This window comes from Desulfovibrionales bacterium (genome assembly GCA_028715605.1).
Classification (GTDB): domain Bacteria; phylum Desulfobacterota; class QYQD01; order QYQD01; family QYQD01; genus QYQD01.
The window spans coordinates 1-15,128 of the sequence record JAQURM010000013.1 but is presented as its reverse complement, the minus strand read 5'-3'; the positions used below and the strand labels follow the sequence as shown (position 1 = coordinate 15,128).

Genomic DNA, 15,128 nt, shown 5'->3' with positions numbered 1-15,128 from the left:
CAAATTTGACGACAATCGCCGCCTTACCTAAGATTAGTTAATTTTGGATTGGAACCTATATCACACTTTCACAGCCGAAGCAAGCAGTTTTAAAGGCGACTGGTTTAGGATCCGTTTGTAATCCAAGGCCCTCCTTACCAGTGCGCCGGCCCATTCCCGTATGCCCAAGGCGTGGAGGTGTGTATATGTGGCCAGGACATTTTTGTAGCAAAATCCGTCCCGTTCCCCATCAACACCATATCCGCGGTTAACAGAAAAGGCCATATACACACCGGTATTCTTTTCCCAGGCCACGACACGCGAATAATGAAATTCATGCCCCCGCAGGACAGAACCACAGGCAAAATAAGGATTGGGCTTGTCCACCAGCATCTCCGTATATCCATGCCCCTGCGGCCTCTTCCCAAGGCAAAAATCCACCGGAAGTACACCCGCCATCGGATATACTGTGTTGTCTATACTTATACTTCTTCCTAAATATATCAACCCGCCGCACTCTGCGTAAACCGGAAGGCCTTCTTCTACCCTCGCCCGTAAAGAACCGGCAAAATTCTTGTTTGCTGCCAGAAGCTCGGCATGAGTTTCCGGAAATCCCCCGCCTATATAGAGAGCGTCTAACTCCGGAAGCTGGGTATCCCGCAAGGGACTGACATCTATTAATCTAGCCCCATACTTCACCAATTCCTGGAGGTTCTCAGGATAATAAAACTGGAAGGCAGAGTCTCTAATAACCCCTATACACGGCTGCTTATATGACTTTACAGATAATCTCTCCTTAACAGGCTCATCAACCAGCAATGGCGGGGACTGTACAGCTATATCCCACAGCTTATCCAGGTCCACATACTTTTCTACCATACTGCCTATGGCCATAGCGGCATCCATAGAACTCTGGTGTTCAAAATGGGGCGTTAGCCCCATGTGCCGTTCTGGAAGCCGGCCCTCCTTCAACCGGGGCAGCGCGCCAATGACCGGCAGCCCGCAATAATGCTCTACAGTGCTGCGCACCATAACCTCATGGCGGCTTCTGGCTATCTGATTGAGTATAATGCCCCTGATATCCACCGCCGGATCAAACTTCTGGCAGCCCAGGATCATGGCTGCCACCGTACGCGTGACCTTACTGCAATCAACCACTAATATAACCGGGGTTTGGAGCATCTTGGCCAGTTCAGCCGTACTATAAGTTCCAGCTTCATCTGTCCCGTCGTATAGCCCCCGGTTCCCCTCTATAATTGCACATTCACCTTCATCTACCCGTAACTGGAAGGAAGACATAACCTGCTCTTTACCCATGAGAAATGGGTCAAGATTATAGCAAGGGTGTTCAGCAGCTAAGGTCAGCCAACCCGCATCGATATAATCCGGACCTTTTTTGAAGGGAACTATTTTAAAACCTTTATTGCGCAGGGCCACAATAATCCCCAGAGAAAGGATCGTCTTCCCGGATCCTCCTCTAAGGGCTGCTATCGCCACTCTGGGATAATAACGTTGGATCATTTAGTTAAAAATGATTAGGGGTTATATTACAAAATTAACTGCTATCGCCAAGACTTGAATTACTATTCATTCTAACAGAAAATCTATAAACTCCGCCGGTAATTTTGTCAATAAAAATATCTATAACACCAGGTTCATAGCCCGTCCCTAATACACTAGCCTGGATGTAAAAAGGTTGATTTAATTACCAAAGTTTATTAGAATCGGTCACATTGCAACTATAACTCAGACAGAGGTTAATCCATGACAGAACAAAATACAAATATCGAAGACATCATCAGTTCTCTCGAAAAAGAGGCGTCGGAAAATCCTAAATCGGTCATTGCACTCAGCCGTCTGTCCCTGGTCTGCTGGAAGGGCGGACGCATCGATGATGCCATTCGGCATACCCGAAAGGCGCTGGAGATTGACTCGACAAATGCCTCGCTATATGTCAATCTCGGCGGCTTCTATTTTCAGAAAGGTGATTTGGATGGGGCCATCAGGGAAAATGAAAAAGCCTTGGAGGTTAATCCTTATGTCACACAGGCATATGGCAATCTAGGCTTTGCCTGGATGCAAAAAGGCGAATGGGGTAAGGCCATAGAATTTTTGAAAAAGGCGGTGGATCTTAACAGCGATTTTCCCGAGGGCTGGGCCAACCTGGCTACGGCTTATATCGAAAATGGACTTTATGATGAGGCCATCGAGGCAGCCAATAAGAGTCTTCAGAAAAAACCTGACTTCGCCATAGCCCACAACAACCTGGCCGTGGCCCATTACTTTAAAAAAGAATATAAGCTGGCTGCTGAACACTGCAACCGGGCCATGGAGTTGGGCTATCAGGTTCATCCGGATTTTGTTAAAGAAGTGCAAGCCAAATCTAAATAGAAATTCTTATAAATCGACGAGAAGGATGGTATGAGCATTATAACAGAGGCACAGCCGCCAAAGTGTCCTTTCTGTGGCTCTTTGGTTGACCGGCCGCGTGAATTGAATACCAAAAGGCTTACTGAATTCGCCATGGGCAGGTGTCAATGCGGGGCAGTCTATGCCTGTGATGTCACCGGACACAACGTGGGGGCCGCCATGGTGGAGGCCCTGCTATTTGCCTGCGGCGGGGACTGGGACCTGGCCTGGCAACTTGAACCGGACAAAGATTATATCGAAGATCGTATAGAAAACTACAATGAGAAAGAGCATAAAGTCGTAGCCAAGATAGCCCATGCCCGCGCTGTTCTCCTTTTCATAAGATTGGGGAAGGAGATTAGAGAGGTATCTGAGGACAAGGTACGGGCTGAGCTGGCCAAGGCCCCGGTGATAAACGACGAATCATCCGTCGAACACCCCGGGCGATCAAAATCTTTTTCTAAAAAACTTATCCAGAGGTTAGTTGAAGAGAACCGGGAAGAAGAATTGCTCTCCATGGCCAGGGAAGATAAACGGGTACTGGCCGCGTTGCAACGGCTTTTGTACTCCCCGGATGAGCTTTTACGCTGGCGGGCCGTAGAGATATTGGGAAAAGCAGCCGGGTACGTGGCAGACAAAAATCCGCAAGCAGCCGCCGATCTGCTCAGGCGACTGCTTTCGTCTGCTGCCGACTCGGCCGCCACAAGCTGGGGCTTCCTTGAGGCCAGTGGAGAAATAATAAGTATCCGGCCCGATCTCTTCACCGGTTTTATCCCCCCGCTATTTTCCTTCTTAAAGGATCAAACCTCCCGTGCGGCTGCCCTCTGGGCCATCGGCAGAATAGGTAAACGGCATCCGGAGCTATTAAAAGGCACGCCATTTTTCGGTGTTTTTGATTTCCTGGATGACCCGGAACCTGCGGTGCGAGGCCATGCCGCCTGGGCCTTGGGGCACATGAAGGCCAAAGAGGCCCTAGGCAGCCTGAAAAGGCTTAAAGATGATCGGGCTTGTCTCAGGATATACGATGACGGCAGGGTGAAGGAAAAAACCGTAGGAGAACTGGCCTCTCAGGCCATAGAAAGGGTTACCTGCTCATCTTAAGCGCCAGGGAAACCGGGACTAATTTTCGAGCCTCTTCATATACCTGGCGGTAGTCATGTGCTCCCCAAAGTTCAACGGACAGAGTGAAGAGTCTTTCATGGATTAGATCCAGATTTACAGTGGGATAAACCGTCCCCTTATCAAAGCCGGACTTCCCGCAGGTATAGCCTGCCCCGCGGATAGCGGTTGGTATCCCGTAAAGCCGGCAGGTAATAGGCCTGTATTCATAGAGCAGGCAATGGCCCTGGTCACTGAGCAAGGGACACCTGATTCTGGCTTCAGCCATCTGAAGCACTTCGCTCTCATTATCTTTGATCCCTTCCCTTACCCCGGTAACCTCCAGAAGGGCTTTTTCAGCCCTACGCAGGACTTCCCGGCGCTCCTTGCGTTTTAAGCGCTGATGAAAATGGTAGCTCAAATAAGCGGCCTCAATGGGAAATAATTCAAACACTGCATAGCAACAGTCGGTGCAGCCCGGCCGGCATCTCACACAATCGCTGTGTGTTTCCTGCACCCGCCGGAAGACACTGCCTATCTCGGACAATAACATCTCGTATTTTCGAAATAATCTGTTAAGATTGTCAACCATAATGGCTTTAACTAGTGTTCATCCGTAAACTACCGTTTCCGGCTTCACGCTTTCAGCGATCAGCAATTAGCTGTCAGCAAAAACCTGAGACAAACAACATAGTAAGCTGAACGCTGATAGCTGAGTGCTGATTGCTCATCCGGATTTTTTGGGTTTCCGGATGAAAACTAACTATACAAGGATATCGACAAACGATCAATCTAACATTTTTCAATCATAGGAGCAGTTGATAATGGCCTCCGCCGGTAACGCATACGAACCCAAAATAAGATACCTCTCTTCCTCTCCTTACGGGGATATCGTCCCTGATAAAATCGCGCTGGAGTCTCCCTTACCCCTCCGTCTATCTGATATCGACGGAACCGGGAAAGGCGGCCACAGAATCGGATTGACCTACGGCCAGTATCTGGAAACGATAAAGGCATTTCTATCCAGAGATTCTTACCGGTTGTTAATAGACGCCATGGAAAAGAAAACAGGAAAGATGATTACCTTACAGGATATTGACAGCCTTGCCATCCGCACGGAAAAACACGGAGCCATGTATCATATATCCAGTATAGACGTCATCACCGCGAACAACTTAAACAAGTTCGTCGTAACTACGGCCCTGTCCGAGGCGGGTAAGCTTTATCTGGAGAATGATTTTCACTGGCTGAACTACCTGAATAATAAATTTGCCTTCCCGTATCTGCCCCATGTATATCACAAGGGCAAGATGAAATACCGCACCTCCCAGGGCACCGACGATACTATGCTGATATCCCTGGGAGAATGGCTGGAAGGTTACCACGAATTTCATCTGTCGCCAGACAGCAAAGGCCAGGGCCAAAAGATCGTCGTCTGGGATTCAGATAACGGTTACCGGCATCTATCCGACAGGCAGAGCTATAATTTATATCGGCTGACTTCGAAAATCCTCACCCTCTACTACGATATAGATACTTTTGAACAAATATCCTTATGGCATCATGCCGCCGGGGACTTCATCGTGCGAATAGAGGGCGAAGATATCGACCTGAAACTAATCACCGTGCGGCGCTATGAACCCATGATATCTTTTTCAACGGACGAAAAGAGCAATAAGATGGCCGCGTTGCTCTACTTCTTTGTGCACTTAATGATCCGGATGCGTATGGATCGGTTGGATGGGACCGGGGATGCGGCCTGGGCCAACGATTTTTGTCCGGATGCGGTTATGAAAGGGTTTTATGAGGCACTGGAGATAAAAGAGGAGACGGGGCGTCCAGCTTCCATCGATAAAAAGGAGTTTCTCTCCTCTCTCAAGCGTTTCACCAGGGATGACTGGAAAGATATGGCACACGCCACGCTGCAAACCTACCCTCAACCCGAGGCCGACCTACCTATTATAATGCGCAACTTAGATAACCATATTGAGAGGCTGTATGCGGTGATACAGTCCTTTCAGCCGGATTCTACGGCGAGCAGCACAAGCTCGGCAGACCAAGTACCCTGAAAAAAGTACAGGCTGACCCTTCTCAGGCCAGCCTGTACCTCTCACATTTAACCATTTAAACAGTTTGAACGGCTTAAACAGTATAAACCCTAAATTACCTGGAATTGATTAAGCCATCCAGCCCAAACTATTCCTCATTAGGATTAAGGATAATCTTACCACCGGGCCGGGGTCACAGCAAACGATTATTCTTCGTGCGTGCCCATCTGCGCTTCTTCAGTTATACCCTTTCCCTTGACCCCATACATTGTGGTGCTGCCGCTTGACCAATATTCCATCTTCTGCTCCTGAACCAGGGCGGTAACCGCCTTCTTAATCTCGCGTGGACCTATTTCAGGCGCCGCCTTGCCTATGTCTTTAAAATAAAACTTAGGTTTGGTCTGCTTGTTAGCCCATTCCATAATCTTTGTTTTTAATTCTTCGATATCCATTTTTCAATACTCCCTCAAGTTTTGAGTTAGCCGCACGTTTAAGAGAACTTAAACTGCGTTGTTGTCCTTAGGGTATTATAAGCCAGGGTATAATCATCGATGGTCTTTACGTTGAAGGGTATGTTGCATTTCTCGAATACTCTTTCCCATCCAATCCTTTCAGCCCACTCGCCAATCCGCTCATACTTGTTGGCGTTTTTGGCGTAGGTCTCCAGGATATTTCTGACCGCGGCCACGACTTCCGGCCACCGCGGCGGATTGCTCGGCAGGGCAGGGATAACTACCTTGGAGAACTTCGGGGCGCTGATGCGGTTGGAGATCTTTCCACCCATCATAATAACTACGCAGTCACCCTCGGCATCCATTAGCGGCATGGCCGGGCACATGGTGTAGCAGTTGCCGCAGAACATACAGCGTTCCCCGTTAACACTCACGCTCTTCTTGCCATCTACCGTAGCCGGCTTGATAGCGCCGGTGGGGCAGGCCGCAATCGCGAGAGGAAGTTCGCAGATCTGGCTGATAACCTCATGCTGCACAAAGGGCGGTTTGCGGTGGAACCCTAGGATGGCGATATCCGAGCAGTGGACCGCGCCACACATATTTAAGCAGCAAGCCAGGGCGATGCGTACCTGGGCCGGCAGATCCATGGACTGGAAGTGTTTGAAGAGATCATCCATCACCGACTTGACGATACCTGAGGCATCGATAGCCGGAGTATGGCAATGCACCCAGCCCTGGGTGTGGACGATGTTCGTCACACCCGCGCCCGTGCCGCCGATCGGGAACATCGGGTTGGCCTTCAGATCAGCCTTCAACGGTTCCAGTTTGGATTTGTTATCGACCATAAACTCGATATTGTTACGCGTGGTCCAGCGGAGGCAACCATCGCAGTGCTTGTCGGCGATCTTGAGGGCATCGCGTATCAATTCGATACTCATGAGTCGGGCGGCGCCTACTCTTACCGTATAGACCTCGTCGCCACTCTCGGCCTTGTGCATCAAGACCCCGGGCTCGAGTATCTCATGATACAGCCACTTGCCAAAGTTCTTCTTTATCACCGGCGGCATAAACTCTTCGTAACTCCGCGGGCCGATATCTGTTATCCTGTCTTTCATAGGATTTTTAGGATCATAACCCATAATTCTCTGACCTCCTAATTTAGTTATATATATATTCTCTGATCATCATAGCGGGTGTTTCTTTCTGAATGCGGCGAGATCCCGCGTCCAGCCGCCGGGCACATCTGACTCTTCCCAGAAGATGTACGGATTCGACCGCGGTTCTTTGACCATCTGCGGAACAGGTGGCAGACCCGTCGCCTTCAGCATTTCCCGCATACCCATACGGCCGATAAGCTCGCCGATGCGCTCACGGTTCTTGCCGTGCTCCATCCACCAATCCAGCAACTTGTTAATAACTTCTTTGATTTCCTCAAAGGTCCCTTCCGTCTTGATAAAAGGAACAATCACAGTGGCCAGTCTCTGCCCCTCGAGAATGGGCGCCTTTGCTCCGCAGAGGAGGGTCGCACCTTTGTCCACGCCTGGACGAAGGGCCCGCGGCATGACGTTGATGCAGTGCATACAACGTGTACACTCTTTGTTATTGATCTTGAGTTCCTTGCCATCCCAGCTCATACATTTCGTCGGGCAGAGATTAATCACCTCTTTTACGATGTCAAACTTACCCCAGTCGCGGCCCGCATGAGCACCGGCATTCGGTTTCAGTTCGCCGTTTACATAGGCGGCAACTGTGGACTGATCAATGCGTATATTGTCTTTCCAGGTACCGATAATCGCACAATCGGAACGGGCAATGGCTGCCACGCAGTCATTCGGGCATCCCGATACCTTGATCTTGAATTTATATGGGAAGGCCGGTCGGTGCAGCTCATCCTGATAGGCCATGGTCATTTCCTGGCAAATGGCTTGTGAATCAATACAGGCATACTCGCAGCGAGACATCCCCAGGCAACAGGAAGGGGTGCGCAGGTTTCCGCCTGAGCCGCCCAGATCAGTATTCATATCGTGGGTCAATTCCCAGAAGATCTCTTCCAATTGATCAGTCTGTGTCCCCAGAAGCACCATATCACCGGTGGAACCATGGAAGTTCGTCAAACCACTGCCGCGGCGTTCCCACATGTCCATAAGCTGCCCCAAGTACTTCGTATTGTAGTAAAAACCGCCGGTCTGGTTGACGCGGACAGTGTGAAAATGCGCAATCCCCGGGAATTCCTTGGGCATGTCGGAGTATCTGCCGATGACGCCCCCACCATAACCGAATACACCCACGATACCGCCGTGCTTCCAGTGGGTTTCCTTGTCCTTGTACGAGAGTTCAAGCTGACCGAGAAGGTCCTCCAACTCGGGTTTTGTCTTGGCCTGGCGCTTTATGTCCGAAACAAAACTCGGCCACGGCCCCTTTTCGAGTTCATCTATCAACGGAGTTTTAAATTTGGCCATTACTTCTTTACCTCCTTACATTATTGTGTCTATCGCCTGTCGTCGATAATCTTGCTGAACCTAAGTTAATCTCTTTTTATTGCCCCCATTTATCCACTTATTGTAGCTTCTCGACTCAATTACTGAATATCCACCTCCCCCCTATCTTAATAATTTTATCAGGTTAGCTAAGAAAGAAAAAATATACCTAAACGTTTCTTTCTGTTGAAAGAAAGCTCACACAGCAAATATCCGTGGCCGTAATGAGTATTGAATCACCATTCAGGAATGTATTAATCTCTATAAACCTGCGCTATAATTTTGTCAATAAAAAAATCCGGGGAAAGATTCTTATTTCCCGTCATTCTTACAACTACGATTCAGCGGCTCATCCCAGAAGAGCTTAAGCCGTTCCTTCTTGATCTCCCGAACGCTATATAAGACCTTGAACTTATTCAAGCCACTCGTCGTGATAAGTCGCTCTATCAACCGGTCACATCTCACTCTATCCCTGGCATGTACCATGGCATACAGATTATAGGGCCAACCAGGCGCGGGCACACGGTAGTAACAATGCGTGACCTCAGGTTGGGCCGCCAGGATTTGTCCCTGGCGGTCTATTATCTCTAATGGACACTCCCAGGCCACCATGGCATTAGCTAAAAATCCTGCCTTGCGGTGCCTAAGAAGGGCGGCAAAGCGCCGGATAACCCCCTTTTCCAGGCATGACTTGATCCAATCAATTAAATAATCCTCTTCCAGCGACAGACTCCCGGCCCAGGCCAGAAACGGTTGCCTTATCAAAGGAAGGTCTTCCTGTATGCATCGTATGATGTGAATATCTTCTGGCTCAGGAAGAGCTGGTGTGAAAGTGCGCGCCTCTCCATCCATTTCACTTATTTTTCCGCCTTCTTCCTCTGAATTCTCCCCTTCCATATCCATCACCACGGCGATCTTATAAAGTTTCACCGCCGGAAGGGTCAAGGTCTTCCGTGCAGCGGCAGCAGCCCCCAGCCTCCCGACCTCAGATTGCAGGTCGGCCCCGGGAGGCACGGCAATGGTGAACCACATATTAAATTCATCTTCGCGCAGGTAGTTATGGCTTACGCCCCGTTCCCGGTTGATGACCTGAGCCGCCTGCCCTACGCGGTCTTCGTCAACCGCCATAGCCACCAGGCAGGTCTGATAACCCACGGCCGGGGGGGCAAAGATGGCGCTGATCTGGCGGATTATACCCTCTTCTTTCAAACCGGCTATCCTGCTGATAACGTCACTCTCCCTGGAATGAAGCGCCGAGGCTACAGCCGCGTAAGGCTCTGAGGTGAGGGGGAAACTGCGCTGCAGGATATTCAAAAGACTACGATCAAAAGAGTCCAACACTGTCCTTCAAAACAATAGGTAAGATTTAAAATATATAACCTAACAAGAATCAGGTGTAAATCAATAAATCGTCTCCAGTATGTTGCCTGTCGTCCATTGTTTGTAGTAAAATGAATTAAAAAACCGCTCATCGAGACATAAGAGAGCTTTCGATGAAAGAGTACACCATATATCCCCTCACTGTAGGGGCTAATGAAACCGACCAGGGGATAATGACTTACCAGCGTTATTATGGAAAGCGCATCTGGATCCCTATTTATGTCTTTTATATTGCCGGCGGGGAAAAGAATATACTGGTGGATACGGGGTTGGAAGAATTTATGGTGCCGCCCGAGATAGGTGAAAAATACGGGGAGATCATGAATGATGATGCCTTGATGGTGGATCAGGGGGAATATCAGGGCTTAAAAGAAGGAAGGGCCAGTTCTTTATCTATCTTTTCCGGGTCACCCGTATTATAATACATTATATTTCTTAAGTGCTGAAATCCGTCTGCATCTATCTCCGTAAATTGGATACCCATACCTTTATCGTCCCTGCGTACCACTACTCCTTTTAAGCCTATGACGGCCTCATTATTACTCTCGATAAGGCTGATCCGGATATCGCAGTCTTCACCTATATTAAAAGGTTTCCGGGTATAGGCATACAGGCCCCGCATACTTAAATCTCTCAAATCCATGTACTTAAATTCGCCACCGGATTTGGCTACTTCCACCTTTATTGAAAAGTCAACTCTTGTTCTCTTTCTTTTATCCATTGTTTGAGGCCTTTTTTATATTAAATAGAAAATTATAAAGCCTTTCGCGTTCTTCCGGTGTAATATCAACCAGCTCTACCCCAAAATTATAATTAAATTGGGAGGCATCTTTTTTCCGGTCATACCAGCTTATCCGGCCTTGGAAACTGATCTTTCCACTGTTATCCGGCATCTCCAGGGTTAATTCCAATCTGCGATACGGGTGGTTGTTAACATCATAAAAAAGGTGCAATCCGTTGATAATGACTGCACCTACCTCAACTCGTGCCCCTGCTGGCGTCAAGTCGCATAACTTACCGATAATACTACTGGTAACCGGCCTCAAAGGCGCGGTTTCTACAACACACAAGCGGACCGGCAAGCCAACGTCTAACCTTTTAAATTTCCTCTTTTCACTAAATATTATTCCCAATATTCCGATCACAAGCGCCCTGCAATTTATAAGATGGCTTCTATCCGGCAACTCCATACCTTCCTAAATAGTATCGGAAAAGAAAATAAATACTTAAAAGGTTTTGTAAAAAATTATAACAAGTTAGCCCTTTAAAAACGAATGTAGTAGGTGTCTGGGAGATGGAAGGCTAAAGTGTTACGAAAATCCTGATAGGTTAAGAGGCTATGGCTTATGAACTTTGGGCTGGGATTCCCTGGTGGGGGCAAGGAATTGAATAAGAGATTCTATCGGCGTCAAACCATGTTCGGTGCAGTAGGTAGTGGGCTCTGTTCCCGGGATAAAAAGTTCCATTTTCTTCTGAGGACAGGCATCTGCCGCCAGAAGGCCCGTAGCCGGATCTATTTTCTGCATAATTAATGTCTCCGGCATTATAAATGGAGTAAGCGAGATATAATGTTTGGCTTTACACATGAACTCTGCCCATATCGGGGCACAGACAGCGCCACCGGTCAAGGCCCTTCCCATGCTCCGAGGTTGATCATACCCCACCCATAAACCTGCCGCTATCTCAGGTGCATATCCAATAAACCAGGCATCGGTGCAGTCATCTGTGGTCCCCGTCTTGCCCGCACAGATACCTTTAAAACCATATACCCGGACATTTTTGGCAGTGCCGTAGTCCACCGCCCCTTTCAGCATATCAGTAATCAAATAAGCCGCTTCCCGGCTTATGCCCTGAGAGATACTAGGCGCCCCTTCAAAGACTACATTGCCTCCACGGTCAGCAATCTTTAAAATGGAAAGGGGGGCTGACATCCGGCCATGATCGGCAAAGGCGGCATAGGCATAGACTAATTCCTGCAGACTCGTCTCGGAAGTCCCCAAGGCCAGGGATAGATTATATTCAAGCTGGCTCTTAACCCCCAACCTTCCGGCTACATCCTGGACCGACGCAATGCCGATAGCTTCCAGTAACCTGATAGTAACGAGATTATTGGAATAGGCCAGGGCGTCACGCAGCGATTGGTGACCGAAGTATTTGTTGTCATAGTTGGATGGCTTCCACACCTTGCCATTGCCGATATCGTATGATAAGGACTCGTCACTCCAGATAGAAGAAACCGGGAAGCCCTTTTCCAGGGCCGCCGCATATATAAAAGGCTTAAAACTGGAACCCGGCTGACGCCTGGCGTAAAAAGCGCGGTTATACGGGCTGCTATGGAAATCCCGTCCACCGACTACCGCCTTAATATGACCATTTCGTGGATCAACGGCCAAAAAAGCCCCTTGCAGGCCGGCGGCCCGGGAGCTTTTCCCTTCTACACGCTTCAATCCATCAGCCAACGCCTGCTCCGCTGACCTCTGGAGATCAAGATCGAGTGTAGTATAAATTTTATATCCACCAGTGCGAATGACACCTTCTCCGAAACGGTCAATCAATTTTTGTCTGATATATTCGGAAAAATAAGATTTGCCTGGTTGATTTGCCACTGAGAGAGGGGATTTCAGCGCCCTGGAGGCCCTTTTCTTATCCAGAAATCCGTGTTCAACCATTTTAGACAATACCAGATTGCGTCTTTCTTTAGAACGAACCTTGCCGGCAAATGGATTAAAATTATTCGGTGACTTAGGAATACCGGATAAAACCGCACATTCTGCCAGAGAGAGGTCGCTGACATTTTTGTCAAAATAGAGGCGGGCGGCTTGTTGTACTCCCCATGCCCCACTGCCAAAATAGACATAATTAAAATACATCTCGAGTATCTGTTTTTTCGAATACTTCTGTTCAAATTCCAGGGCCAGCATACCCTCCTTGAATTTGCGGGACATGGTCTTTTCGTTAGAAAGCAGCATGTTTTTTACCAGTTGTTGGGTGATGGTAGAGCCGCCTTCTACCACCCTCCCCCTGATAATATTTTTAACCAGAGCCCGTCCTACACCGAGTACATCTACGCCGTGATGGCTGTAAAAACGATGATCTTCAACCGCCACCAAGGCATTTTGCAAGTCGATCGGAATCTGGTCTATCTTCACCATTTCTTTATGATCGGGAAGTAACCGGGTAATAAGCCTCTCTCTGGCATCGTATATCTTTACCGAAGAAAAATGCGCTCCCGGTCTTGTCCACACCGCATCGGCTGGATAAGAAGGCTCAGCGGCATAGGCGCAGGTTACTACAAGGATGAAAAATAGAAAAAATATGCCTTTTAGTAGATATTTCACTCCATCCCCCGGCGAGAACTCTCACACCTTAATTATATACATAGCGCTGGACATAACTCTATATCACATAACTTTACTGTCAAGGGGTTAGATGCCCTCAAACGTAAAAAACGCCCCTGGCTTAACCAAGGGCGTTCGTAAAAAGGAGATTTTGTAATGGTGCCGAGACCCAGAATCGAACTGGGGACACCCGGATTTTCAGTCCGGTGCTCTACCGACTGAGCTATCTCGGCATAAAGTGGACGCATATTATTTATCAGCAGGTAATTTGTCAAGGCTTTTTTGCCCATTTTTAGCCGGGCCATCACGTCGCAATCCGGGGCTCTAACGGCCTGGAGATACTTGACAGAATGACCCTAAAGTAATATAAGGCGATAGCTTAGATACATACGCAAACCTCAAGTGCCTGGGTGGCGGAATAGGTAGACGCAAGGGACTTAAAATCCCTCGGTGCTTGTCACCGTGCCGGTTCGATTCCGGCCCCAGGCACCATTTTTTGTCCGGGAGAATGCACATTATGCCAAAAGGACTGCGCAATAAATTTATCTTTTTCTTCTTACTCATCCTGTTAGCTGTATTTTTTACGCTCCCGTCTTTTAATAAGAATCTCCCCTCCTGGTGGAAAAAATACCTGGGTAGTGAAGGATTCAAACTCGGGTTGGATCTTCAGGGGGGTATGCACCTCATACTCCGTGTGGATGTTGAGCAGGCTATTAATAACACCCTTGCATTCTCGGCACGCGACCTTAAGGAAGTGCTTCAGAAAAGAGAGATTACGGCTATACAACTGCAAAGCAATAATCCGCATCAAGTCATTTTTTCCCTGCCTAATAAGGAAGCGGAAACCCAGGCTAAAAAAATAATAGCGGATGAATTCCCGGATCTGGGAATAGTCTCCTCAAGTATCGACGGGGCATTCCCCCGGTTGACGTTGGGTCTTAAAAATGCCGTCCTCAAAGACATTAGCGACAACGCCGTGGATCGCAGCCTGGAGATCATACGCAACCGTATCGACCAGTTCGGAGTGGCTGAACCGATCATAGTCCGTCAGGGTGAAGACGAAATAGTGGTGCAACTGCCGGGGGTCAAAGATCCGCAGAGGGCCCTGGCCTTAATCGGTCAAACCGCACTTCTGGAATTCAGGCTGGTTGACGACCAGACGCAATTGGATCTCAATCGGCTGATGGATGAGGCCATGCGTTCCGGCCGGCTAAGGGAGGGGTTCAGCCCGGCAGATATTAACAACGCACTGCGCCCGTTTATCCCCGCAGACAGAGAGGTTTATCTGGAAAAACGGGAACGCAAGGAAACCGGCACCGTAGAAAAGATACCTCTCCTCGTCTGGAGCAAAACCATGATGACCGGTGATGCTATCAAAAATGCCCAGGTCAGGATTGGAGGAGATTATAACGAACCCTACGTGGCCTTGGAGCTGAATGACCGCGGGGCCCGTATCTTTGAAGAAATAACCGGCGCCAATGTAAACAAACGGCTGGCCATCATCCTGGACGGGATAGCCCGTTCAGCGCCGGTAATCCGGGAAAGGATCGCCGGGGGAAGCGCCCAGATCACCGGCTCTTTCACCTCGGAAGAGGCCCATGATCTGGCCATAGTCCTCAAGGCCGGAGCGCTGCCGGCCCCGGTAAGGATCATTCAAAACGTAACCGTCGGCCCATCTCTGGGGTTGGATTCCATTCAAAAAGGGTTTATGTCGGGCATCGTAGGCACGCTGCTTGTTGTGATCTTCATGGTCTTCTATTACCGGGTTTCGGGTATCATGGCCAATTTCGCTCTCATGTTGAACATCCTGTTTCTTTTTGCCGCCCTCTCTTTATTTAATGCCACCCTTACGTTGCCGGGCATCGCCGGCATTATCCTCTCTATTGGGATGGCCCTCGATTCCAACATCCTTATATTCGAGCGTATGCGTGAAGAATTCGCCCTGGG

At 48.8% G+C, this 15,128-nt stretch carries 14 protein-coding genes and 2 tRNA genes; 6 read left to right on the top strand and 10 right to left on the bottom strand.

Going from position 1 to position 15,128, the window contains the following annotated elements:
• Positions 1-60: 60 nt before the first annotated feature.
• Positions 61-1,500, bottom strand: coding sequence for a hydrogenobyrinic acid a,c-diamide synthase (glutamine-hydrolyzing) (cobB, locus tag PHT49_10670; GenBank protein MDD5452344.1), 1,440 nt, complete (start codon positions 1,498-1,500; stop codon positions 61-63).
• Positions 1,501-1,743: 243 nt separating this feature from the next.
• Here cobB and PHT49_10665 point away from each other — a divergent pair, with 243 nt between their 5' ends.
• Both PHT49_10665 and PHT49_10660 read left to right on the top strand, forming a co-directional pair.
• Complete coding sequence (locus PHT49_10665; GenBank protein MDD5452343.1) at positions 1,744-2,370, top strand: tetratricopeptide repeat protein; 627 nt, start codon at positions 1,744-1,746, stop codon at positions 2,368-2,370.
• Positions 2,371-2,400: 30 nt separating this feature from the next.
• Positions 2,401-3,489 carry a HEAT repeat domain-containing protein gene (locus PHT49_10660; protein ID MDD5452342.1) on the top strand — a complete coding sequence of 363 codons (1,089 nt, stop codon included), beginning with the start codon at positions 2,401-2,403 and terminating at the stop codon, positions 3,487-3,489.
• Here PHT49_10660 and PHT49_10655 read toward each other — a convergent pair.
• Positions 3,473-4,078, bottom strand: coding sequence for a YkgJ family cysteine cluster protein (locus PHT49_10655; GenBank protein MDD5452341.1), 606 nt, complete (start codon positions 4,076-4,078; stop codon positions 3,473-3,475). The two genes, PHT49_10660 and PHT49_10655, sit on opposite strands and share 17 nt — an antisense overlap.
• A gap of 232 nt (positions 4,079-4,310) precedes the next feature.
• Between PHT49_10655 and PHT49_10650 the strand changes: the two genes are divergently transcribed.
• Positions 4,311-5,555 (top strand): hypothetical protein, encoded by a 1,245-nt coding sequence (locus PHT49_10650; GenBank protein MDD5452340.1) that lies wholly within the window; start codon positions 4,311-4,313, stop codon positions 5,553-5,555.
• Between the two features lie 185 nt (positions 5,556-5,740).
• Here PHT49_10650 and PHT49_10645 read toward each other — a convergent pair whose 3' ends face one another.
• The 4 genes from PHT49_10645 to PHT49_10630 form a co-directional block, all read right to left on the bottom strand.
• Complete coding sequence (locus PHT49_10645) at positions 5,741-5,980, bottom strand: dissimilatory sulfite reductase D family protein (GenBank protein MDD5452339.1); 240 nt, start codon at positions 5,978-5,980, stop codon at positions 5,741-5,743.
• A gap of 44 nt (positions 5,981-6,024) precedes the next feature.
• Positions 6,025-7,125 (bottom strand): dissimilatory-type sulfite reductase subunit beta, encoded by a 1,101-nt coding sequence (dsrB, locus tag PHT49_10640; protein ID MDD5452338.1) that lies wholly within the window; start codon positions 7,123-7,125, stop codon positions 6,025-6,027.
• A 45-nt stretch (positions 7,126-7,170) separates the two neighbouring features.
• The gene (dsrA, locus tag PHT49_10635; protein ID MDD5452337.1) at positions 7,171-8,445 is read right to left on the bottom strand and encodes a dissimilatory-type sulfite reductase subunit alpha; all 1,275 of its coding nucleotides are present in this window, start codon (positions 8,443-8,445) and stop codon (positions 7,171-7,173) included.
• 330 nt (positions 8,446-8,775) lie between these two features.
• On the bottom strand, positions 8,776-9,801 hold the full coding sequence (locus PHT49_10630) for an AsnC family transcriptional regulator (protein ID MDD5452336.1): 1,026 nt from the start codon (positions 9,799-9,801) through the stop codon (positions 8,776-8,778).
• Positions 9,802-9,956: 155 nt separating this feature from the next.
• Between PHT49_10630 and PHT49_10625 the strand changes: the two genes are divergently transcribed.
• Positions 9,957-10,265: a hypothetical protein gene (locus PHT49_10625; protein MDD5452335.1), complete on the top strand. Its 309-nt coding sequence runs from the start codon at positions 9,957-9,959 to the stop codon at positions 10,263-10,265.
• Here the strand turns inward: PHT49_10625 and PHT49_10620 are convergent.
• From PHT49_10620 to PHT49_10605, 4 genes are all read right to left on the bottom strand, one after another.
• On the bottom strand, positions 10,202-10,564 hold the full coding sequence (locus PHT49_10620) for a PilZ domain-containing protein (protein MDD5452334.1): 363 nt from the start codon (positions 10,562-10,564) through the stop codon (positions 10,202-10,204). The two genes, PHT49_10625 and PHT49_10620, sit on opposite strands and share 64 nt — an antisense overlap.
• Entirely contained in the window at positions 10,557-11,033 is a 477-nt protein-coding gene (locus PHT49_10615; GenBank protein ID MDD5452333.1) for a PilZ domain-containing protein, read from the bottom strand. Before PHT49_10615 ends, PHT49_10620 begins: the two co-directional genes overlap by 8 nt.
• A 147-nt stretch (positions 11,034-11,180) precedes the next feature.
• Positions 11,181-13,181, bottom strand: a complete 2,001-nt coding sequence (locus PHT49_10610; protein ID MDD5452332.1) for a PBP1A family penicillin-binding protein — start codon at positions 13,179-13,181, stop codon at positions 11,181-11,183.
• Between the two features lie 157 nt (positions 13,182-13,338).
• Positions 13,339-13,414: transfer RNA gene (locus PHT49_10605), tRNA-Phe, on the bottom strand.
• Between the two features lie 171 nt (positions 13,415-13,585).
• On the opposite strand from PHT49_10605, the gene PHT49_10600 reads away from it, so the two are divergent.
• Both PHT49_10600 and secD read left to right on the top strand, forming a co-directional pair.
• Positions 13,586-13,673, top strand: a tRNA-Leu gene (locus PHT49_10600).
• Between the two features lie 25 nt (positions 13,674-13,698).
• Positions 13,699-15,128: protein translocase subunit SecD (gene secD / locus PHT49_10595; protein MDD5452331.1), on the top strand; the 1,430-nt coding region annotated here is incomplete at its 3' end.

Excerpts from the sequence above, each read along its gene's own strand:
- dsrA (MDD5452337.1), bottom strand. The coding sequence starts at position 8,445 with ATGGCCAAATTTAAAACTCCGTTGATAGATGAACTCGAAAAGGGGCCG.
- PHT49_10620 (MDD5452334.1), bottom strand. The coding sequence starts at position 10,564 with ATGGATAAAAGAAAGAGAACAAGAGTTGACTTTTCAATAAAGGTGGAA.
- PHT49_10665 (MDD5452343.1), top strand. The coding sequence starts at position 1,744 with ATGACAGAACAAAATACAAATATCGAAGACATCATCAGTTCTCTCGAA.
- cobB (MDD5452344.1), bottom strand. The coding sequence starts at position 1,500 with ATGATCCAACGTTATTATCCCAGAGTGGCGATAGCAGCCCTTAGAGGA.
- PHT49_10650 (MDD5452340.1), top strand. The coding sequence starts at position 4,311 with ATGGCCTCCGCCGGTAACGCATACGAACCCAAAATAAGATACCTCTCT.
- PHT49_10625 (MDD5452335.1), top strand. The coding sequence starts at position 9,957 with ATGAAAGAGTACACCATATATCCCCTCACTGTAGGGGCTAATGAAACC.
- dsrB (MDD5452338.1), bottom strand. The coding sequence starts at position 7,125 with ATGGGTTATGATCCTAAAAATCCTATGAAAGACAGGATAACAGATATC.
- PHT49_10615 (MDD5452333.1), bottom strand. The coding sequence starts at position 11,033 with ATGGAGTTGCCGGATAGAAGCCATCTTATAAATTGCAGGGCGCTTGTG.
- PHT49_10660 (MDD5452342.1), top strand. The coding sequence starts at position 2,401 with ATGAGCATTATAACAGAGGCACAGCCGCCAAAGTGTCCTTTCTGTGGC.
- PHT49_10655 (MDD5452341.1), bottom strand. The coding sequence starts at position 4,078 with ATGGTTGACAATCTTAACAGATTATTTCGAAAATACGAGATGTTATTG.